Origin of the sequence: Aeromicrobium terrae, assembly GCF_008039565.1 — a bacterium.
GTDB classification, from domain to species: Bacteria; Actinomycetota; Actinomycetes; order Propionibacteriales; family Nocardioidaceae; genus Aeromicrobium; species Aeromicrobium terrae.
In genome coordinates this window covers 226,532-246,583 of the sequence record NZ_VDUX01000004.1, presented here as the reverse complement: position 1 = coordinate 246,583, position 20,052 = coordinate 226,532, and the positions used below count along the sequence as shown (strand labels likewise).

Annotated in this window: 20 protein-coding genes; 10 read left to right on the top strand and 10 right to left on the bottom strand. The window is 70.7% G+C overall.

Annotated elements, in window-relative coordinates:
• Positions 1 to 82: 82 nt before the first annotated feature.
• From FHP06_RS10230 to FHP06_RS10215, 4 genes are read right to left on the bottom strand one after another with little or no spacing between them, the layout of a single operon-like run.
• Positions 83 to 1,192, bottom strand: a complete 1,110-nt coding sequence (locus tag FHP06_RS10230) for an FAD-dependent oxidoreductase (protein WP_147686408.1) — start codon at positions 1,190 to 1,192, stop codon at positions 83 to 85.
• A complete protein-coding gene (locus FHP06_RS10225) occupies positions 1,189 to 2,052 on the bottom strand; it encodes a DUF1295 domain-containing protein (RefSeq protein ID WP_147686406.1) in 864 nt (287 codons plus the stop codon). Before FHP06_RS10225 ends, FHP06_RS10230 begins: the two co-directional genes overlap by 4 nt.
• Positions 2,049 to 3,092: an NAD(P)H-dependent amine dehydrogenase family protein gene (locus FHP06_RS10220; protein WP_147686404.1), complete on the bottom strand. Its 1,044-nt coding sequence runs from the start codon at positions 3,090 to 3,092 to the stop codon at positions 2,049 to 2,051. Before FHP06_RS10220 ends, FHP06_RS10225 begins: the two co-directional genes overlap by 4 nt.
• Positions 3,089 to 4,594 (bottom strand): FAD-dependent oxidoreductase, encoded by a 1,506-nt coding sequence (locus FHP06_RS10215; protein ID WP_147686402.1) that lies wholly within the window; start codon positions 4,592 to 4,594, stop codon positions 3,089 to 3,091. The genes FHP06_RS10220 and FHP06_RS10215 overlap by 4 nt, the downstream gene beginning before the upstream one ends.
• Positions 4,595 to 4,709: 115 nt before the next feature.
• Between FHP06_RS10215 and FHP06_RS10210 the strand changes: the two genes are divergently transcribed.
• From FHP06_RS10210 to fadD8, 4 genes are read left to right on the top strand one after another with little or no spacing between them, the layout of a single operon-like run.
• Complete coding sequence (locus FHP06_RS10210; RefSeq protein WP_147686400.1) at positions 4,710 to 5,114, top strand: hypothetical protein; 405 nt, start codon at positions 4,710 to 4,712, stop codon at positions 5,112 to 5,114.
• Between the two features lie 2 nt (positions 5,115 to 5,116).
• Positions 5,117 to 5,524 carry a hypothetical protein gene (locus FHP06_RS10205; RefSeq protein WP_147686398.1) on the top strand — a complete coding sequence of 136 codons (408 nt, stop codon included), beginning with the start codon at positions 5,117 to 5,119 and terminating at the stop codon, positions 5,522 to 5,524.
• Positions 5,524 to 6,234 (top strand): hypothetical protein, encoded by a 711-nt coding sequence (locus FHP06_RS10200; protein ID WP_147686396.1) that lies wholly within the window; start codon positions 5,524 to 5,526, stop codon positions 6,232 to 6,234. The genes FHP06_RS10205 and FHP06_RS10200 overlap by 1 nt, the downstream gene beginning before the upstream one ends.
• Positions 6,235 to 6,275: 41 nt before the next feature.
• A complete protein-coding gene (gene fadD8 / locus FHP06_RS10195; RefSeq protein WP_147686395.1) occupies positions 6,276 to 7,832 on the top strand; it encodes a fatty-acid--CoA ligase FadD8 in 1,557 nt (518 codons plus the stop codon).
• Here the strand turns inward: fadD8 and FHP06_RS10190 are convergent, their stop codons facing one another.
• Positions 7,833 to 8,180 (bottom strand): DoxX family protein, encoded by a 348-nt coding sequence (locus tag FHP06_RS10190; protein ID WP_147686393.1) that lies wholly within the window; start codon positions 8,178 to 8,180, stop codon positions 7,833 to 7,835.
• Positions 8,181 to 8,276: 96 nt separating this feature from the next.
• On the opposite strand from FHP06_RS10190, the gene sigJ reads away from it, so the two are divergent.
• On the top strand, positions 8,277 to 9,122 hold the full coding sequence (gene sigJ, locus FHP06_RS10185) for an RNA polymerase sigma factor SigJ (RefSeq protein ID WP_230973473.1): 846 nt from the start codon (positions 8,277 to 8,279) through the stop codon (positions 9,120 to 9,122).
• Positions 9,123 to 9,253: 131 nt separating this feature from the next.
• Here the strand turns inward: sigJ and FHP06_RS10180 are convergent, their stop codons facing one another.
• Complete coding sequence (locus tag FHP06_RS10180; RefSeq protein WP_147686390.1) at positions 9,254 to 10,048, bottom strand: crotonase/enoyl-CoA hydratase family protein; 795 nt, start codon at positions 10,046 to 10,048, stop codon at positions 9,254 to 9,256.
• A 47-nt stretch (positions 10,049 to 10,095) separates the two neighbouring features.
• Here FHP06_RS10180 and FHP06_RS10175 point away from each other — a divergent pair, with 47 nt between their 5' ends.
• Genes FHP06_RS10175 through FHP06_RS10160 form a run of 4 tightly spaced genes read left to right on the top strand, consistent with a single transcriptional unit; the run spans position 10,096 to position 14,343 of the window.
• Positions 10,096 to 11,745, top strand: a complete 1,650-nt coding sequence (locus FHP06_RS10175) for an acyl-CoA synthetase (protein ID WP_147686388.1) — start codon at positions 10,096 to 10,098, stop codon at positions 11,743 to 11,745.
• Positions 11,745 to 12,842, top strand: coding sequence for an NAD(P)H-dependent flavin oxidoreductase (locus FHP06_RS10170; protein ID WP_147686386.1), 1,098 nt, complete (start codon positions 11,745 to 11,747; stop codon positions 12,840 to 12,842). The genes FHP06_RS10175 and FHP06_RS10170 overlap by 1 nt, the downstream gene beginning before the upstream one ends.
• Positions 12,843 to 12,879: 37 nt before the next feature.
• Positions 12,880 to 13,542 carry a hypothetical protein gene (locus tag FHP06_RS10165; protein WP_147686384.1) on the top strand — a complete coding sequence of 221 codons (663 nt, stop codon included), beginning with the start codon at positions 12,880 to 12,882 and terminating at the stop codon, positions 13,540 to 13,542.
• Positions 13,543 to 13,551: 9 nt separating this feature from the next.
• A complete protein-coding gene (locus FHP06_RS10160; protein WP_147686382.1) occupies positions 13,552 to 14,343 on the top strand; it encodes a class I SAM-dependent methyltransferase in 792 nt (263 codons plus the stop codon).
• Here the strand turns inward: FHP06_RS10160 and FHP06_RS10155 are convergent.
• The 4 genes from FHP06_RS10155 to FHP06_RS10140 all read right to left on the bottom strand — a co-directional run bounded on the left by FHP06_RS10155 (position 14,335) and on the right by FHP06_RS10140 (position 18,815).
• Positions 14,335 to 14,961 (bottom strand): hypothetical protein, encoded by a 627-nt coding sequence (locus FHP06_RS10155; RefSeq protein ID WP_147686380.1) that lies wholly within the window; start codon positions 14,959 to 14,961, stop codon positions 14,335 to 14,337. The two genes, FHP06_RS10160 and FHP06_RS10155, sit on opposite strands and share 9 nt — an antisense overlap.
• A gap of 94 nt (positions 14,962 to 15,055) precedes the next feature.
• Entirely contained in the window at positions 15,056 to 16,600 is a 1,545-nt protein-coding gene (locus FHP06_RS10150; RefSeq protein WP_147686378.1) for an AMP-binding protein, read from the bottom strand.
• Positions 16,597 to 17,622, bottom strand: coding sequence for an acyl-CoA dehydrogenase family protein (locus FHP06_RS10145; protein ID WP_147686376.1), 1,026 nt, complete (start codon positions 17,620 to 17,622; stop codon positions 16,597 to 16,599). Before FHP06_RS10145 ends, FHP06_RS10150 begins: the two co-directional genes overlap by 4 nt.
• A gap of 8 nt (positions 17,623 to 17,630) precedes the next feature.
• Positions 17,631 to 18,815 carry an acyl-CoA dehydrogenase family protein gene (locus tag FHP06_RS10140; protein WP_147686374.1) on the bottom strand — a complete coding sequence of 395 codons (1,185 nt, stop codon included), beginning with the start codon at positions 18,813 to 18,815 and terminating at the stop codon, positions 17,631 to 17,633.
• Positions 18,816 to 18,905: 90 nt separating this feature from the next.
• On the opposite strand from FHP06_RS10140, the gene FHP06_RS10135 reads away from it, so the two are divergent.
• Positions 18,906 to 20,051, top strand: coding sequence for a Rieske 2Fe-2S domain-containing protein (locus FHP06_RS10135; RefSeq protein ID WP_147686372.1), 1,146 nt, complete (start codon positions 18,906 to 18,908; stop codon positions 20,049 to 20,051).
• Position 20,052 lies beyond the last annotated feature (1 nt).

The following is a 20,052-nucleotide window of genomic DNA, read 5'->3' as shown; positions in this document are numbered from 1 at the left end:
CTCGCTGGCGCTCGCGGGCGCACTCGACCACCGGTCATTGAGCTTGTCGAAATGACCTTTCGACAGGCTCAAGGTCCGTGGCTCATCGATTGCTGCGCACGCCCTTGTAGATCCCGAGGCGGGTGATGAGGCCGCGGAGGATGACGCGGATCGACCAGTGCGGGAAGCGGAACGCGTAGCCGTTCGGTGCATAGACCGTGAGGCCGTTCTCCTGCGTGCCGATGACCGAGCCCCAGCGACGACGCGGTGGGTGGTAGCTCTTCAGCCGACGGCCGCGCAGGTGGGCGCGGATGTTGCGGGCGAGCACGCGGTCGGCGCGGTTGCGGGCCGACGAGCGCAGCGGGTCGGTGGCGGCAACGTCGCCGATCGCGAAGACCTCGGGGTGGCCGGGCAGCTGGAGCTCGGGGGTGACGCGGACGAAGCCGTCGTCGTCGAGCAGCTCGGCCGGCAGCCAGCCGGTGTTCGGGCGGACCCGGCCGATCGCCCACACGACGGCGTCGGCCCCGGCCGGCGGCTGACCGGTGGACCACTCGACCGGCCCCTTCGTGATCTGGTCCGCGTCGTCGGGGACGACCGCGCGGTGTCCGGGGTGCAGACCGACGCCGCGCTCCTCGAGAATCTCGCGGACCGAGCCCCATGCGCGTCCGTGGTGCGACGGGATGGCGCGCTCGCCGGGGAAGTAGAGGTCGACCTGCTTGTCCGGCCAGCGTGCGGCGACGTTCGCGGCGGTGCCCACGGCCGCGGCGCCACCGCCGACGACGGCGACGGAGCTCGCGGCGGCGATCCGCTCGTGGTCGGCACGCAGGGCGGCGTCCACCTCGTCGGCCGACTGCACGACGGGCTGCCGCCAGAAGCCGTTGGTGACGCCGGTCGAGACGACGAGCACGTCGTAGTCCTCCACGAGCGTCGAGCCGTCCGCCCCCTCGATCGTCACCTGCCGTGCGTCGAGGTCGAGCCCCGTGAGCGCGCCGTGCACCGTGCGGACCCGGTCGAGTCGGCGGTACTTGTCGAACGGCACCCAGTATTGCTCGGCCCACTCGTCGGGGCTGCTCAGCCGGATGCCGAGCTCCTGCCCGCTGACAAGCCCTGGCTTGGCCGAGATCCCGACGACGTCGCAGTGGCGGGACAGGTGGATGGCGGTGAGCAGCCCGCTGTCGCCGAGACCGGCGACGACCACCCGCGGTCGACTCATCTGGGACGCCACGGCAGGAACACCGGTACGCGCTCGACGACCTGCGCGTAGTCCGGGCGGCGCTCCAGGCTGCGCTTCTCCATCATCGGGATGCTCGCGAAGAGGAACATCCCGAGCATCGTGATCGTGCCGACGAAGATCCACCACCACTCGTCCGGCCGGGCGGCGAGACCGAACAGGGCGAGGGAGAACCAGAAGCCGACCTCGCCGACGTAGTTCGGGTGGCGCGACCAGCCCCACAGCCCGCGGTCCATCACCTGGCCGGGCTGCCGGTCGTGGACGAACGCGAGCATCTGCACGTCGGCGACGTGCTCGAACAGGACCGCGCCCAGGCCGACGACGCACGCGACGACGTCGAGCCAGCCGGTGTCGTGATCGGGCCGCACGGTGACGACGTAGACCGGCGTCATCGCGAGGAAGACCTGCAGCGTCGGGAAGACGTGGATCCCCATCAGGTCGATCAGCGGCTCGAGCCGGCCGGCGTTCTGCTTGAGGTCGACGTAGCGCCAGTCCTCGTGGTGCAGGCCCGGCCAGCCGTTCGCCCAGTGCCCGGTCAGCCGGATCGCCCACGCCGCCATCACCAGCGCGACCAGCCAGACGCGCAGGCCGTCGGTGCCCGCCTCGGCCCACCAGTAGGCGAGGATCGCCGGCGGCACGACGCTCCAGTACGCGTCGTAGAGGCTCGAGTTCTTCCAGAGCCGGCTCGCGCCGAAGATCACCAGGGTCGCGAGCAGGTCGGCGATCAAGGTGTCGAGCCAGAGGTGGTCGGTGCTCGGGCCGGCGGCGAGCCAGGTCCAGCCCACGGCGAGCGCGACGACGTACGCCGCCGTCACCCGGGCGAGCGACGCTGTGCGGCTCACCGGCGGGCCCGACCGGTCACGACCGGCAGGTCGGCGAGGGTCACGATGCCCGGCGAAGCGGCGACGACGCTCGGCACCGCGTTGGTGACCGGCATCGCGGTGTAGATCATGCCGAGCCCCATGAAGCCCTCCTCGTCCCAGTCGTCGTGCGGGAGGCAGTGGATGATCGTGCGCATGTTCGGCGCGCCGAACACCTGGACGTCGTGGCCGTGCTTGAGCGGCTTGGGCGGCACGACCTGGTCGCCCATCGTCCAGTTGAAGCCGACCTCGATGAACGGCCGCTCGCCGAGCCAGCCGCGGTGGTAGCCGTAGACGCTGCCGACGGTGCCGGCCGGGATCTTCATGAAGCCGAGGTCGGAGTCGCCGGTGGCGGCGGTGAACGTGACGTCGAAGTCGATGCGGTCGAGCGTCACGTCCATCGCGTCGGCCATCATCGCGACGGACTCGGCGAAGACCTCGCTCTCGCGGCGGACGCTCTCGGCGAGGCCGGGCGTCTCCGGGTCCTGGCCGAAGCCCATCGCGGACTGCGTCTCGGCCGACGCGTAGGTGGAGCAGTCGACCGACTCGGTGATGCGGATGCCGTCGACGCGCGCGCAGCTGGCCGACAACGTCAGCGCGACGATGTTGGTCATGCCCGGGTGGGCGCCGCTGCCGTAGATCGACGAGCCGCCGCGCTTGCAGGCGTCCTCGACCCGGGCTCGCTCGGCCGGGTCGAGCTTGGTGCCGTTGATCCAGCCGGCCGTCGTGCAGACGTTGATCCCGGCCTCGAGCAGCCGCACCAGCTCGTCGGTCGACGACCACAGCGGGTTGTAGACGCAGGCGTCGGGCGCCAGGGCGATCAGCGCGTCGACGTCGTCGGTGGCCAGGACGCCGGTCGTGGACGGGTGGTGCGCGAGCACACCCGCGTCGACGCCGACCTTGTCCGCGCCGTGCGCGTAGACGCCGGCGAGCTCCAGGTCGTCGCGCTCGATGATCGCGTGCAGCGAGCGGCGGCCGATGTTGCCGGTGGTCCACTGGATGACGCGCAGGGGATCGGTCATGCGCCTGCCTCCTCGACGAGGTGCTGCACCGCTCGTGACGCGAACACCATCGCGGTGCCCAGCGGCACGCCCGGCGCGGGGTAGAGCGCGCCCATGATCGACGCGGCGGTGTTGCCCGCGGCGTACAGGCCCGGGATCGGCTCGCCGCCCGTGCTCACGACCCGGCCGTGCTCGTCGGTGACGAGTCCGCCCTTCGTGCCGAGGTCGGAGAGCACGAACCGAGCGGCGTAGAACGGCGGCTGGTCGACCTCCACCAACGCCTTGTTGGGGCCGGGGCCGCCGGCGAAGAACACGTCGTACTCGTCGGACCCGCGGCCGAAGTCCTCGTCGACCCCGGTGTCGACGAACGCGTTGAAGCGCTTCACGGTGGCCTCCAGGTCGGCCAGCCCGAGCCGGTCTGCGAGCTCGGCGAGGGTGTCGGCGCGGACCCAGGTGCCGGCGGCGAGGTGCTCCTCCGGGTCGCCCTCGGGCATCGCGATCGCCGGCAGCCGGCCGCCCTCGCGGGAGTCGAAGACGAGGTAGGACGGGATGCGGTCGGGGGACTTCGCCATCTCGCGGCCGAACCGGTCGTACGGCAGGCACTCGTTGGCGTAGCGGCGTCCGTTCGCGTCGACCATCACGCCGCTGCGGAACCCGAGGGTGAAGGAGCCGCCGCCGTCCGGCTGGGCGAGGCCCGGGCAGAACCAGCCCTGGTCGAGGTTCGCGACCCGGGCGCCGATCGCGGCGCCGGCGTCGATCAGCTCGCCCTGGTTGGTGCCGCGCGGTGCCATGGACCACTCGGCGTCGCCGGGCACGCCGCGCTCCTCGCGGAGCGCCTGGTTGCCCTCGAACCCGCCGGCCGCCGCGAGGACGCCGAGCCGGGCCCGCACCTCGATCGGGCCGTCGGGCGTGGTCGCCTCGACCCCGACCACCCGACCGTCCTCGACGACGAAGCCGGTGACGTGGTGGCCGGTGCGGACGGTGCCCCCGTCGCGGAGGAACGCGGCGAGGGAGCGTCCGATCAGCGACTGCCCGCCGCTGAGGGTGTTGCGTCCGCCGGCACCGACGCGGTCGCGCTCGACCGGCGGCCGCACCAGCGACGCGGCCTCCGCGGGCAGCTCGTCGCGCTTGACGTTGACCGGCTGGATCGAGCGGCCCATCGTCGCCCGGCCGGGCGCGTCGAAGTACTCGGGGAACGGCAGCCACTCGAAGTCGAAGAGCTCGTCGGCCTCGAGCGCCGCCACGAGACGCGGAGCCTCGTCGAGGAACGTGTCGACGAGCGGGTGGTCGCCCGGCGGGAGCAGGGCCTCGAGGAACGCGCGGGCGGACTCGGTGGAGTCGCCGATGCCGGCCCGCTGCTGGACGTCCGACCCCGGGAGCCAGCACGCGCCGCCGGAGTAGGCCGACGTGCCGCCGACGAGGTCGGTGCGCTCGAGCACCACCGTGGACAATCCCGCGTGCTGTGCGAGGTAGGCGCCGATCATTGCGCCGCCACCGGATCCGACCACCACGACGTCGTGCATCGGCCCAGGATAGAACACGTTCTACTAATTCTCGTTTGGTTCTCGGTGCACCTTTCGCGGGAGTACATTGCGCGGATCAGGGGCGTCCTTGCCCCTCGAACGCAGGGAGTTTCCGATGGGGATGTTCAAGCAGTTCAAGGACATGAAGAACGTCGTCGAGCAGGCGCCCGACATGATCAAGCAGGCGCAGCAGATGGGGGCGCAGGCCCAGGAGATGGCTGCCGCGCAGCAGGCAGCGGCGATGCAGGCCCAGCAGCAGGCGATGGCGGCGAACACCGCCGCGGCCGAGTCCCAGGAGGGCGACTTCGAGCCGATCAACGGCGTGACGTTGGAGCAGTACGCGTCCGTCTGCAAGTCCCTCGGGGCAGCCGCCGCCGACCCGGCCCAGGCCCACGCCGCCGCCCTCGCAGTGGGCATCAGCGCGGAGGACTGGGACGCCGCGGCCGCCGGCTGGGGCCAGCGCATGCAGGGCGGCACCGCCGTCGGGCAGCGCTTCAACCAGCTCTACATGGGGGGCTGACGGTGGGGTTCTTCAAGAGCATCAACGACCTGAACAAGCAGGCCAAGGAGATCAGCAAGGACTTCGACCCCGGCGCCCAGATGAAGAACGCGATGGGCCAGATGGCGGCTGCCAACGAGATGATGGCGCAGCAGACGCAGGCGGCCAACCTCGCGCTGACCGGCAAGGACGCCACCGGCTCGATCGTCAACGTTGCGCAGACCGGGGCCATGGTGAACTTCCAGCCGACGCTGGCCATCGAGCTCACCGTGTTCCCCGAGGGCGGCGTCCCGTACCCGCTCACGGTGACGCAGGTCGTCGAGCAGGTGTACCTCGCGAAGGCCGTCGCCGGACAGCAGGTGAAGCTCAAGGTCGACCCGGCTGATCCGACGATCGGCTGGATCGACTGGGCCGGCTCCCTGGCGCTCTGATGGCGGACGGGACCGATCGGCAGGGCGTCCGGCCGGTCCCGTTGGCCGCCGTCCTGGTCACCGCGGCGGGCTTCGCGGTCGCACTGACGTGCGTCTACCGTGCCATGCGCGACGTGATGATCGAGAACGGCGGCTACTGCGCCAGCGGCGGGCCGTACCAGATCAATCCGGACCAGGTGTGCGGCGACGGCCAGACCGCGCTCCTGATCGGGGGCGTCGTCGCCGGGCTCGTCGTCGCCTTTTTCCTGGTCGTCGCGTCCGGCTGGTACGCCGACGACGTGTCCGGCGTCGGTCCCCTGTTGTGGGCCGCCCTGTTCGGGGCGCTCGGCTTCAACTTCCTGCAGCTCGGCATCGACCCGCCCGAGAACATGGACGGCGCCGTCGGGTGGATCGTCTGCGGGGTCCTGTTCTGGTTCATGGCGCTCGGCGGGCTCGTCGTCGCCGGGATCGGCATCGGCGGCTACCTGGTGCGAGCCGGCGGCGAGAAGCCCCCGTCCATGTTCGAGGCCCCGCTGGTCCGGGCGAAGGTCCCGTTCGTCCGGTCGACGCTGGGCGACCCGGCGTACGGGTCGGCGGACCCGTCGGCACCCGCCGAGGAGACCTCCGCACCGCAGCGCGTCCTGGCCGCGTGGCTCTGGCTGGCCGTCCTGGTCGTGGGGTCGGCGATCGGCGTGGTGATCGGGATGATGGTCGCCGACTCCGTGCTGTGACCGCGTTGCCACCTAGATAGAACACGTTCTAGTCTCGAGCCATGTCCCGCGACGAAGACCTGTACCGCGGCCCGCACTCGGGCCAGATGCTCCTGCACTCCCTGCGCCGGCACCGCGACGCCGAGGTGATGCAGCTCGGCGACCGGACGATCACCGGCCGGGAGATGACCGAGCAGATGAGCCGCTACGTGCAGGCGCTCGAGGAGCTGGGCGCCGGGACGGGCACGGCCGTCGGCCTGCTCGCCGCGAACCGGCCGGAGGTGCTGTTCCTCATCGGCGCCGGCCAGACCCAGGGCTACCGGCGCACCGCGCTGCACCCGCTGGGGTCGCTGGACGACCACGCCTACGTGCTCACCGACGCGGGCGCCACCGCGCTGATCGTCGACAACATCCCGAAGTTCCTCGAGCGCGCGGAGGACCTGAAGGCCAAGGTCCCGTCGCTCGAGACCGTCATCACCATCGACGACCTCGCCGAGAAGGCCGCCACCTACGAGGCGACACCGCTGGTGGCGAAGGACCTCGCGCCGGACCACGTCGTCGGCATCACCTACACCGGCGGAACCACCGGCGAGCCGAAGGGCGTCATCGGCACCGCGTCGAGCATCGCCGCGATGACGCAGGTGCAGCTGGCCGAGTGGGAGTGGCCGGAAGCCCCGGTGTTCCTGATCTGCACGCCGCTCTCGCACGCCGGTGCCGCGTTCTTCGCGCCGACGGTGGCGAAGGGCGGCAAGCTCGTCGTCCTGCCGGGGTTCGACCCGGCGACGGTGCTCGAGACCATCGAGAAGGAGAAGATCACCGCGACGATGCTCGTGCCGAGCATGCTCTACGCGCTGATGGACCATCCGGACTCGCGCACCCGCGACCTGTCCAGCCTGGAGACCGTCTACTACGGCGCGTCGGCGATCAACCCGACGCGGCTGGCCGAGGCGATCGACCGGTTCGGCCCGATCTTCGCGCAGTACTTCGGCCAGTCCGAGTGCCCGATGGTGATCTCGTACCTGGCCAAGGGCGATCACACGCCCGAGCGCCTTGCGAGCTGCGGCCGGCCGAGCGCGTTCCTGCGCACCGCCCTGCTCGGCGAGGACGGCCAGCCCGTCCCGCAGGGTGAGCCCGGCGAGATCTGCGTCGCCGGCCCGGTGCTGGCCGCCGGCTACTGGAACAAGCCGAAGGAGACGGCCGAGACGTTCCGCGACGGCTGGCTGCACACCGGCGACATCGCCCGCGAGGACGAGGACGGCTTCTGGTTCATCGTCGACCGCGTAAAGGACATGATCGTGACGGGCGGCTTCAACGTCTTCCCGCGCGAGGTCGAGGACGTCATCGGCGAGCACCCGGCCGTCGCGCAGGTCGGCGTCATCGGCACCCCGCACGAGAAGTTCGGCGAGGCGGTCACCGCGATCGTCGTGCTGCGCGAGGGCGCCGAGCTCACCGACGACGTGGTCGCCGAGATCCAGGCGTCCGTGAAGGACCGCAAGGGCTCGGTGCAGTCGCCGAAACAGGTCATCGCCGTCGACGCGCTGCCCCTCACCCCGCTCGGCAAGCCCGACAAGAAGGCCCTCCGCGCCCAGTTCTGGACCGGCGACCGCAGCGTCGGCTGATCACGCGGCGGCGATGAGGGCACCGGCCACCGCGGCCGGGGTGAGGTAGAGCAGCGGGAACGGGACGTGGCTGTACGCGTGCGCGTGCAGGACGGTGACGACGGCGCCGACGAAGTACAGGACGAGGCCGACGGCGGCCGCGACGCCGACCGCGGGGACGGCGAGACCGACCAGCAGGCCGACCGCACCCAGCGCCTTGACGGTGCCGAGCCACGGCCACCAGCGTTCGGGCACGCCGTAGGCCTCGATGTTGTCGACGACGAAGCCGAGGCGCGCCCAGATGGCGTACGCGGAGAAGCCGACCCAGCCGGCAGCAGCGATGACGATGATCTGGTTGAGAGTGTTCATGCCCCTACGACTCGCGGCCGCCGGATGATGTGACCGGTCTGGGTGTCTGGCCGGTCACATTCCGCCCTTCCCGCGCGTCGTCTAGACATGAAGGTGATGACCGAACAGGACTTCGAGGCCCACCGGCCCCAGCTGAGGGCGGTGGCGTACCGGATGCTCGGTTCCGCCGCGGACGCGGACGACGCCGTGCAGGACGCCTGGCTGCGCATGAACCGCACCGACACGTCGGCCGTGGAGAACCTGGGTGCCTGGCTGACCACGGTCGTCGCACGCGTGTGCCTCGACCAGCTGCGCGCACGACGGACGCGTCGCGAGGTGCACGTCCCGGACCCGATCATCACCGAGGAATCTGGACCTGATCCGGAGGAGACGGCGGTCATGGCGGACGGAGTCGGCCTGGCGCTGCTCGTCGTGCTGGAGTCGCTCACGCCGCCGGAGCGGCTCGCGTTCGTGCTGCACGACATGTTCGGGGTCCCGTTCGACGAGATCGCGCCGATGGTCGACCGCTCGTCCGAGGCCACCCGCCAGCTCGCCAGTCGCGCGCGCCGTCGCGTCCGGGGTCAGACGCCCGACCCCGACCCGGACGTCGCGCGGCAGCGTGAGGTCGTCGACGCGTTCTTCGCCGCCGCCAACGAGGGGGACTTCGAGGCGCTGGTGTCGGTGCTCGACCCGGACGTCGTGCTCCGCTCGGACGGCGGCACGGCACGGCCGCAGCTCACGCTCACCCTGCGCGGTGCGCAGGAGGTCGCGTCGCAGGCGGCCCTCACCCGTCAGCTCGCTCCGTTCGTCCGTCCGGTGCTCGTCAACGGCCTGGCCGGCGCGGTCGTCGCGCCGAAGGGGAAGGTGCAGGTGGTGATGGCCTTCACCGTCGTCGACGGCCGGATCGCCGAGATCGACGTCCTCGCCGACCCGGAGCGGTTGCGCGACCTCGACGTCAACTGACCCCCGGTGGTCGAGTGCCTCCGCGAGCGCCAGCGAGCTGGGGTGTATCGAGACCACCTGACTGGTGACGTGGTCTCGATACGCTCCGGCCGCGGGCGGCCTCCGCTACTCGACCACCGAGGGGTGGTGAGTCACTTCCCCTGGAACTGGGGGGCGCGCTTCTCCATGAAGGCGCGGGGGCCCTCCTTGGCGTCGTCGGAGGCGAAGACGGCGGCGCCGACGGCGGCGTCGTCCTTCCAGCACTCGTCCTCGTGCTTGCCCTCGGAGTCGCGGATGGTCTTCAGCACGGCCTGGACGGCGAGGGGGCCGTTGGCGGCGATGACGTCGGCGATCTCGTGGGCCTTGACGAGCGCCTCGCCGTCGGGGACGACGTGGCCGATGAGGCCGAGCTCCTTCGCCTCCGGCGCCTTGATGTGGCGTCCGGTCAGCAGCAGGTCGGCCGCGACGGTGTACGGGATCTGGCGCACGAGGCGCACGGCCGAGCCCCCGAGCGGGTAGAGGCCCCACTTCACCTCGGAGACGCCGAACCGCGCCGACTCGCCGGCGACGCGGATGTCCGTGCCCTGCAGGATCTCGGTGCCGCCGGCGATCGCCGGGCCCTCCACCGCCGCGATGACCGGCTTCGTGACCCGGAAGCCCTTGAGCAGCGACTTGATGACTGACGGGTCGTACTCGCCGGACTCGAACCGCTCCGACGGCGACGTCGACGTCATCGCCTTGAGGTCGGCGCCGGCGCAGAAGTAGCCGCCTGCACCCGTGAGGATGACGACCTTCACGTCGGGATCGGCGTTCGCCCGGTCCCAGGCGTCACTCATGATCTGGAGCATCTCGCCGGACAGCGCGTTGCGCGCCTCCGGGCGGTTCATGGTGACGACGAGGGTGTTGCCCTCGAGCTCGACGAGGCAGTGGGGAGCGGTCTCAGACATGGACGGCAGCGTAGTCAGAAATGAGAACGTGTTCTAGTCTTGGGCTCATGGCCCTGAACATCGCGGACCTTTTCGAGCACGCCGTCGACGCCGCTCCCGACAATCCCGCCGTCAAGGTGGGCGACCGGACCGTCACGTACGCCGAGCTGGAGGCCGAGTCCAACAAGCTGGCGCACTACCTGCAGTCGCAGGGGGTGAAGCCCGGGGACCACGTCGCCATCTACGCGAAGAACAGCATCGAGCACGTCGTCGCGGTGCTGGCGATCGTCAAGATCCGCGCGGTCAACATCAACGTCAACTACCGGTACGTCGAGGGCGAGCTCAACTACCTCTTCGACAACGCCGACGTCGTGGCCCTGGTCGTCGAGCGGGTCTACGCGCCGCTCGTGGCCAAGACCAAGCCCAACCACCCCAAGCTGCAGACCGTCGTCGTGATCCCCGACGCGATCGAGCCCGACGACCAGTCGGACATCTCCGCGTTCGACGGGGTCCTCTACGCCGACGCGATCGCCGACCAGTCCGCCGAGCGCGACTTCGAGGAGCGCAGCGCAGACGACCTGCACATCATCTACACCGGCGGCACCACCGGGTTCCCCAAGGGCGTCATGTGGCGCCACGAGGACTTCTGGCGGACGCTCGGCGGCGGCATCGACTTCTACACCGGCGAGGCGCTCGACGAGTACGACCAGTCGAAGCAGGCGGCGCAGGAAGGCCGGATGGTCACGTTCCCGCTCAGCCCGCTGATGCACGGCGGCGCCCAGGCGGGCCTGCTGATGCACCTGTTCGCCGGCCACCTGACGATCCTCGAGCCGAAGTTCGACGCGAAGCGGACCTGGGAGATCATCGACGAGAACGGTGTCGTGCTGATCTTCATGACCGGCGACGCCATGGCCCGGCCGCTCATCGAGGAGTTCGAGCGCGCCGCCGCCACCGACAAGCCGTACAGCGGCGAGAGCCTGTTCGCCGTCTCCAGCAGCGCCGCGATCTTCTCCCCGGAGGTCAAGGAGCGCTGGATCGCCGCCCTCCCGAACCCCGTCTACACCGACTCCGTCGGCGCCAGCGAGACCGGCTTCCAGGGCATGGGCATGCAGGACAAGACGCACATCTCCAGTGACGGCCCGGTCGTCGGCCTCGGCCCGAACAGCGTCGTCCTCGACGAGAACAACCAGGTGCTCGACCTCGCCACGAACGTCGGCAAGGTCGGCCGGCTCGGCCGGGGCGGCTCGGTGCCGATCGGTTACTACAAGGACGAGAAGAAGACCGCGGAGACCTTCCTGGTCGTCGACGGCATGCGGATCTCGGTGCCCGGCGACTTCGCCCGGATCGAGGAGGAGGGCCGGGTCACCCTGCTCGGCCGCGGCTCCAACTGCGTCAACACCGGCGGCGAGAAGGTCTACCCCGAGGAGGTCGAGATGGCGATCAAGCGCCACCCGGCCGTCTACGACGTCCTCGTCGTCGGCATCCCCGACGAGAAGTTCGGCCAGTCCGTCGCCGCCGTGGTCCAGCCGCGCGAGGGCGAGACGCTCGAGCTCGAGGAGCTCCGCACGTTCCTGCGCGAGCACCTGTCCGGCTACAAGCTGCCGCGGGCGATGACGCTCGTGGACGAGATCCCGCGCAACGCCACCGGCAAGGCGCAGTACCCGCGAGCGAAGGAGCTCATGCTCGAGTCGCTGAGCACCGAGGGGGCGAGCGCCTGATGCGCACCGAGCTGTGCGACCGGTTCGGGATCGACGTCCCGATCTTCGCCTTCACCCCGTCCGAGCACGTCGCCGCCGCAGTCTCGCGCGCCGGCGGTCTCGGCGTCCTCGGCGCCGTCCGGTTCAACGACCCGGAGGAGCTGGACAAGACGCTCGACTGGCTCGACGAGAACACCGACGGCAAGCCGTACGGCGTCGACGTCGTCATGCCGATGAAGGTGCCCACCGAGGGCACGTCCGTCGACCTGCAGGCGATGATCCCGCCGGAGCACATCTCCTTCGTCGACCGCACGCTGCAGCAGCTCGGCGTCCCGCCGCTGCCGGAGGGCGAGGGCCGCGAGGGCGTGCTCGGCTGGCTGCACTCGGTGGCCCGCTCGCACGTCGACATCGCGCTGAACCACCGCCCGGTGCTGATCGCCAACGCGCTCGGCTCGCCTCCCGTCGACGTCATCGAGAAGGCCCACGCGAAGGGCGTGCAGGTGGCGGCGCTGGCCGGTGCGGCCAAGCACGCGCTGTCGCACGTGAACAACGGCGTCGACATCATCGTCGCCCAGGGCTACGAGGCCGGCGGCCACACCGGCGAGATCGCCAGCATGGTGCTGACCCCGGAGATCGTCGACGCGGTCGGGCCCGACGTCCCGGTGCTCGGCGCCGGCGGCATCGGCCGTGGCCGGCAGGTCGCCGCGTCGCTCGCACTCGGCGCCCAGGGCGTCTGGACCGGCTCGGTCTGGCTGACCACGAAGGAGTACGAGAACCTCGGCTCCAACCCGGCGATGACCGACGCCTTCCTCCGCGCCTCGAGCGCCGACACCGTGCGCACCCGCATCTACACCGGCAAGCCCGCGCGCCTGCTCAAGACCAAGTGGACGCAGGCCTGGGAGTCCGAGGACGCGCCCACCCCGCTGCCGATGCCCCTGCAGAACCTGCTGGTCGCCGACGCGCACAACCGGATGAACGCGGCCAACAACCCGGACGCCATCTCGATGCCCGTCGGACAGATCGTCGGCTCGATGAACGAGGTCCGTCCCGTCGCCGACGTGATGGCCGACCTGATCAACGAGTACGAAGAGACGGTCAAGCGACTCTCCAGCTTGTGAGGACGCGGCGGCCCTCGCCGTGGCACAGTTCTGGACCGTGCCCCGAACTCGCGCGCTCGTCGTCGCCGTGATGCTGTGCGGTCTCGCCGCCGGCTGCGGTGGCGGGTCCGACGGATCACCCAGCGACCGGGACGACCGGTCCTCATCGGTCGCGCCGGCCGACGCGTCGAGCACCCCGAAGGGGGACGCCTCGGGCAAGAAGTCGCCGGACAGCTCGGGCAGCAGTGCGAAGGGGCCGGGCCGTGACCTCGCGGACCTGTGCACGTCGATCCCGATCGCCCGCCTCGCGGCCACGAAGGTCAGCGGGAAGGTCGTCGTGTCCACGGTCAGCCCGCGCGACACCCCGTCCAGCTCGATCATCTGCAGCTACGGCTCGAAGGACTTCGAGAAGCGCATCACCGCCCAGGACGACCGCGCCGTGCAGTTCTCGCTCGTCTACGAGACCTACCCGCCCGGCACCTGCAAGGCCACGCTCGACACGATGAAGCGCGCCGGCAACAACGTCGACGGCGACCACTACGTCCTCACGCTCGGTGCCGTCGGCCTGTGCCGCGGCACGGCCAGCCTGGCCGTCGCGATGACGGCGATGGAGCCGCCGTCGGGCTCGGACGTCGACCTGATGCGGAAGATGCTGGCCGCGGCCGAGCCCCGCATCGACGACCTGGCGGAGCGGGCGAAGCTCGATGGAGGCTCGTCCTAGTCTGGAGGCGTGGGGGACGACACCTGGGACGGCCTCGCCGAGCAGTTCGCGGTCGACGCGTACGCGTCGGTGAAGGGCTACGTCCGCACCTACGTCATGCACCACCAGCTCATGGAGCACCTGCCGCCGGCTCCGGCGACGGTGCTCGACGTCGGCGGGGGCGCCGGGCACCAGTCGCTGCCGCTGGCCGCGGCGGGCTACGACGTGACCCTGCTCGACTCGTCCGCCGGGATGCTCGAGAAGGCTCAAGAGCGGGTCGAGCGGCTGGCCGAGGACGCCCGCGGGCGGGTGACCCTCGTCGCGGCGGACGGTGAGCACGCCGAGGAGGCGGTGGGCGGACGCCGGTTCGACGCGGTCCTGTGCCACGGCGTGATCGGCTACCAGGAGGACCCCGAGCCGCTGGTCGACCAGCTGGCCCGCTGCGTCGCCGACGGCGGGGTGGTCTCGATCATGGCCGGCAACAAGGACGCCGGGGCGGTGCGCCCGGCCATGGAGCAGCGATGGGACGACGCCCTCGCCGGCTTCGACGCGACCACCGAGATCGGCGTGCTCGGGGTGCCGACGTGGGGCCAGACCGTCGACGGCATCACCGACCTGCTCCGCCCACGCGGCGTCGAGCCCGTGCAGTGGTACGGCGTCTGGCTGTTCGTCGACTGGCTCGACTTCGCCGGCGTGCAGCTCGACCCGACCGACGCCGAGCGCGTGCGGGCGACCGCCGCCACCGAGCTCGAGGCGAGCCGGCGCGACCCGTACCGCGGCATCAGCCGCGTCTTCCACCTCGTCGGGCGTAAGTCAGGCTGACTGCGGCACCGGCACGGTGTCCTGCAGCCTGCCCTGCTGCCACAGGTGGTGGACGACGCACGCACCGACGATCGCGCCCAGGACGCCGAGGGCCAGGTCGCTGAGGGTGTCGGCGTACGCGAACCGCCGCTCGGTGGAGTTCGCGATGAAGGCGTAGTACTCCGCGATCTCCCAGGCGATCGCGGCCGTGGCGCCGAAGGCCAGGCCGCGCTCGATCGTGCGCGGCAGCGTGGTCGTGCGGGGGAGCGTCAGCATGATGACGGCCGCCGCGAGGAACGCACAGTTCATGAAGTGCATCCAGTCGTCGAACGACTCGACCGTGTCGTACAGGTTCATCCGGTTGCCGAGGATGTCCGTGAAGCAGGTGAGCGTCACCAGCAGGTCCGGCAGCCACGGGAAGCTCATCCGGTCCTTCCAGAACGCCCACCACAGCGCCGGGATCAGGAACGACGCCGCTGGGTACCCGATCGCGCGGAGGCCGGCCGCCTTGTCGCGCAAGTGGCTCATGTCCGGGAACAGCAGCGCCAGGAGCAGCAGGAGCACGAGCCCGGCCTTGGCCGTGACGTCGGCCGTCGCCACGGGCGACGTGCGGGTGCTGGGGATCGCTGCTTCAGTCACAGTGGCCCCAGTGTTCCAAACCGCTCCAGCGCTCGTGGGCCTTCGCGAAATGTGACGCTCAGGGCGTTACTCGAGCCCCATGACGCCCTGGGCGTCACATTCTGCGGTAGCGGGTGCCGCGCTCCTCGCGGGTCCAGGTGGCGTCGGCCGTGCCGGCGGCGGTGAGGTCGCGCTTCAGCACCTTGTGCGTCGCGGTGCGGGGGAGGGCGTCGACGACGCGGACGTAGCGCGGGCGGGCTTTCGGCGACAGGTCGCGCTGGTCGTCGAGGAACTGCTCGAACGCCTCCGGGGTGAGGGGGTCGCGCAGGACCAGGGCGGCCGCGACCTGGTCGCCGGACCGCTCGTCCGGCACGGCGTAGACGGCCACCTGGTCGATCGCGGGGTGGCGGAGCAGCACCTGCTCGATCGGTGCGCACGCCAGGTTCTCGCCGTCGACGCGCAACCAGTCGGCCGTGCGACCCGCGAACCAGACCCAGCCGTCGGCGTCGCGGTAGGCGAGGTCGCCCGACCAGTACATGCCGCCGCGCTTCCGCTCGGCCGTCGCCTCCTCGTCGTTGTAGTAGCCGGCGAACTGCCCTGCGCCGGTGGTGTTGACCAGCTCGCCGACGCACTCGTCGAGGTTGGTCACCTTGCCGTCGGCATCGAGCTCGGCGGGCGGGCACTCCTCGCCGGTCTCCGGGTCGTGGACGGCGACGCCCTCGCCGGGCCAGCCGAGCGCGCCGGGCGGGCACCCGGGCAGCTTGCTGACGACCACCGCGTTCTCCGTCGAGCCGAATCCGTCGACGACCAGGCAGCCGAACCGGTCGCCGAACGCCTGCACGTCGCGGTCGCCGGCCTCGTTGCCGAAGACGATGCGCAGCGGGTTGTCGGCGTCGTCCGGCTGCTCGGGCGTGGCGAGGACGTAGGTGAGCGGCTTGCCGACGTACGACGCGTACGTGGCGCCGTAGTGACGGACGTCGGACAGGAACTCCGAGGCCGAGAACTTCTCCCTCAGCGCGACCGCGGCACCGGTGACCAGCGCCGGCGCCCAGCACGCCATCACCGCGTTGGAGTGGAACAGGGGCATCGCGAGGTAGTGGACGTCGTCGCCGGTCAGCCCGAACCGCTCGGCCAGGTACTGACCGGGGTAGGTCACCTTCTCGTGGGTGATCCGCACCGCCTTCGGACGCCCGCTGGTGCCGGACGTGAAGATGAGCATGAAGAGCGAGCCATCCGACGGGTGGGGCGTGGTATCGACAAGCTCAACCACCGTGTCGGTCCTTGAGCTTGTCGAAAGGACGTTGATTCCCGTGAGGTCCAACCCGTCGAGCAGGGGACGGTGCGTGGCGTCCGTCACGAGGACCTGGACGTCGGCGCGGTGGAGGTCGGCGAGCAGGGCGTCGCCGCGGCGGGTGCTGTTGACCCCGACGGCCACGTGACCGCCGAGGCCGGCGGCGCACAGGCCGAGCAGCATGTCCGGGGTGTTGTCCATCAGCAGGCCGACGTGCGGAGGCCGGTCCGGGTCGAGCATCGACTCGACGGCGGCGGCACGGGCGGTCGCGTCGGCCACCAGCTCGCGCCACGACCAGGTGCGGTCGCGGGTCAGGAGTGCCGGGGTGTCCTGCTCGGCGCGGGCCAGGAGCAGGTCCCGGATGGTCACGCCGGTCCGGCCGCCAGGAGCCGGCCGAGACGGAGGGCCTGGTCGGTGGCGCTGCCGTGCTCGAGCTCGTACCGCTTCGCGGCGGTGAAGTAGCGGTGCGCCTCGCCGTCGAGGTCGATGCCGACGCCGCCGTGGACGTGCACGGTGGTGTGCGCGACCCGGTGACCGGCGTCGGCGGCCCAGAGCTTGGCGGTGGCGACGGCCTCCTCGGCCGGCAGACCCTCGGACAGCCGCCAGGCGGCCTGCCACACGGTGAGTGCCTGCATGCGCATGTCGATGTAGCCGTCGGCGAGCCGCTGGGCGACGGCCTGGAAGGTGCCGATCGGCCGGTCGAACTGCTCGCGCGTCTTCGCGTACTCCGACGTGAGCCGGACTGCCCCCTCCACGACGCCGAGCTGCACGGCGCACGTGGCGACGGTGGCCAGGGCGACGAGCCGGTTCCCGTCCGGGACCAGTCGGTCGGCGGGCACGCGAGCGTCGATCTCCAGCAGGCCGACGGTGTCGCCGTCGCTCAGCTTCTGCTCGCGGACCTGGACCTCGCTCGCGTCCAGGCGGACCACGACGGATCCGTCCGGCGACGCGGCGGTCACCAGGAACGCGTCGGCGACCGTGGCCGCCGGCACGAGGTACTTGGTGCCGGTGACGACGACCTCGTCGCCGTCGCGCGCCACCGTGGTGGTGGGGACGCTGGGCGCGTAGTCGTGCTCCTCGGAGATCGCGCAGCTCAGGATGCCGGCGTCCGGCGTCAGGTCGTGCTCGGCGAGGAACAGCCGGGCGACGCCGTCGGTGGCCAGCGGAATCGGCGCCACAGTGCGGCCCACCTCGACGAGCACCCGGCAGAGCTCGATGAAGCCGAGCTCGGCGCCGTCGAACGCGTCGGTGATCGCCTTCCAAAGCACGGGGTCGAACCGGTTGCCACCGGCCTCGACCTCGGCGAGCCGCTCGGGCTTCGTGTGGTCGGCCAGGATCGTCGCGGCGAGGCTCGCGGCGTCCTCGGCGTCGGAGGAGAACGTGAAGTCCATGCGCGTTCCTAACGCTTCGCGGCGGGCAGGCCGAGCCCGACGTAGCCGATGATGTCCCGCTGGATCTCGTTGGTACCGCCGCCGAAGGTCATCACCAGCGCGGAGCGGAAGTACCGCTCGAGCCGGCCGGCCAGCACGGCACCCGACGAGTCGGCGGCCAGCCCGGCCGCTGGGCCGACGATCTCCATCAACGAGCGGTAGACCTCGACCGCCAGCTCGGAGCCGTAGACCTTGGTGGCCGACGCGTCGGCCGGCGACATCGTGTCGATCTCGGCGGCCAGCTTGTAGCCCATCAGCGTCTGCGCGTCGACGCGCGCCTGGGCGCGGCCGAGCAGGATCTGCACCCACTGCTGGTCGATGATCCGGACGCCGTTCGCGTCCTTGGTCTGCCGGGCCCAGTCCGTGACGAGCTCGATCGAGTGCACCAACGCGGCCGACGACGTCAGCGCGACGCGCTCGCGGTTGAGCTGGTTGGTGATGAGCGACCAGCCGCCGCCGCGGCCGCCGATCAGGTTCTCGGCCGGGACGCGGACGTCGTCGTAGTAGGTGGCGCTGGTGCCGACGCCGGCCACGGTGTGCACGGGCGTGTAGGAGAAGCCCTCGGAGTCGGCCGGCACCAGGATCATCGACAGGCCCTTGTGGCGCGGTGCGTCAGGCTCGGTGCGGCAGGCCAGCCAGATCCAGTCGGCGTACTGGATCAGCGACGTCCACATCTTCTGGCCGTTGATGACCCACTCGTTCGTGCCCTCGTCGAGCTCGGCCTTCGTGCGCAGCGACGCGAGGTCGGTGCCGGAACCGGGCTCGGAGTAGCCGATGGAGAAGTGCAGCTCGCCCTTGACGATGCGCGGGAGGAAGTACTCCTTCTGCTCGTCGTTGCCGTACTGCATGATCGTGGGCCCGACGGTGTTGAGCGTCAGGTACGGGATCGGGACGCCCGCCACGGCCGCGACGTCGGTGAAGATCAGCTGGTCGACCATGGGTCGGTTCTGGCCGCCGTACTCCTCCGGCCAGCCGATCCCGAGCCACCCGTCCTCGCCGATCTGGCGGATGACCTCCTTGTAGACGGCGACGTCGCCGAACTCTCCCGTGGCGGCCGCGAGGGCGGCTCGACGCTCGGGGGTGACCAGCTCGGCGAAGTAGCCTCGGAGCTCGTCCCGAAGGCGAAGCTGGTCGGCTGTCAGGGCGACGTACATGTGGTAAAACTATAACGTGTTCTCGTTTTGGTCCACAGCGCCCGAGCGCTGGGACGAACACCGTCGGTGCAACTTCATGGGAGGGCAACCGTGACTGAGACTCGCACCCTGGACACCGGATCCGTTCCGGAACGCTTCGCGCGGGGCTGGCACTGTCTCGGCCTCGAGCGCGACTTCACGGACGGCAAGCCCCACGCCGTGCAGGCGTTCGGCGGCAAGCTCGTCGTCTGGGCCGACTCGCAGGGCGAGCTTCACGTGCTCGACGGCTACTGCCGCCACATGGGCGGCGACCTGACGCAGGGCACCGTCAAGGGCGACGAGGTCGCCTGCCCGTTCCACGACTGGCGCTGGGGCGGCGACGGCAAGTGCAAGGCCATCCCCTACGCCCGCCGCGTGCCGCTGCGCGCCCGGACGCACCGCTACGAGAGCGTCGTGCGCAACGGCCAGCTCCTGATCTGGCACGACCCCGAGGGCAGCGAGGCCGACCTGGAGGCGTTGCCGCCGGTGCTCGAGGGCGTCGGCACCGACAAGTACACCGAGTGGACGTGGAACGTCATCCCCGTCGAGAACGCGCACTGCCGCGAGATCATCGACAACGTCGTCGACATGGCGCACTTCTTCTACATCCACTTCGCCTTCCCCACGAACTTCCGCAACGTGTTCGAGGGCGACAAGGCCACCCAGTTCATGGAGTCCACCGGGCGGCCGGACATGAAGGCCCAGGGCTACGGCGACGAGGACCTGATCCTCAAGTCGGAGGCCACCTACTACGGGCCGTCGTACATGATCAACTGGCTCGACACCGACTACAAGGGCTTCCTGACCAAGGTCATCCTGATCAACTGCCACGTGCCGACCGGCCCGAACTCGTTCAACCTGCAGTACGGACTGGTCGTCGAGAAGCCCGAGGGCGTCGACGAGGAGACCGCCGACTACATCGGCCGGCGCTACGCCGAGATGTTCGGCGAGGGCTTCATGCAGGACGTGAACATCTGGCTGAACAAGGCGCCGGTCCAGAACCCGCTGCTCTGCGAGGAGGACGGCCCGGTCTACCAGCTGCGCCGCTGGTACGAGCAGTTCTACGTCGACAAGGCCGACATCGAGCCGGAGATGGTGGAGCGCTTCGAGTTCGAGGTCGACACCACGAAGGCCAACGAGAACTGGCGCGCGGAAGTGGCCGAGAACCTCGCGCGCAAGGAGGCCGAGGACCGCGAGGCCGAGAAGGCCAAGGCTTGAT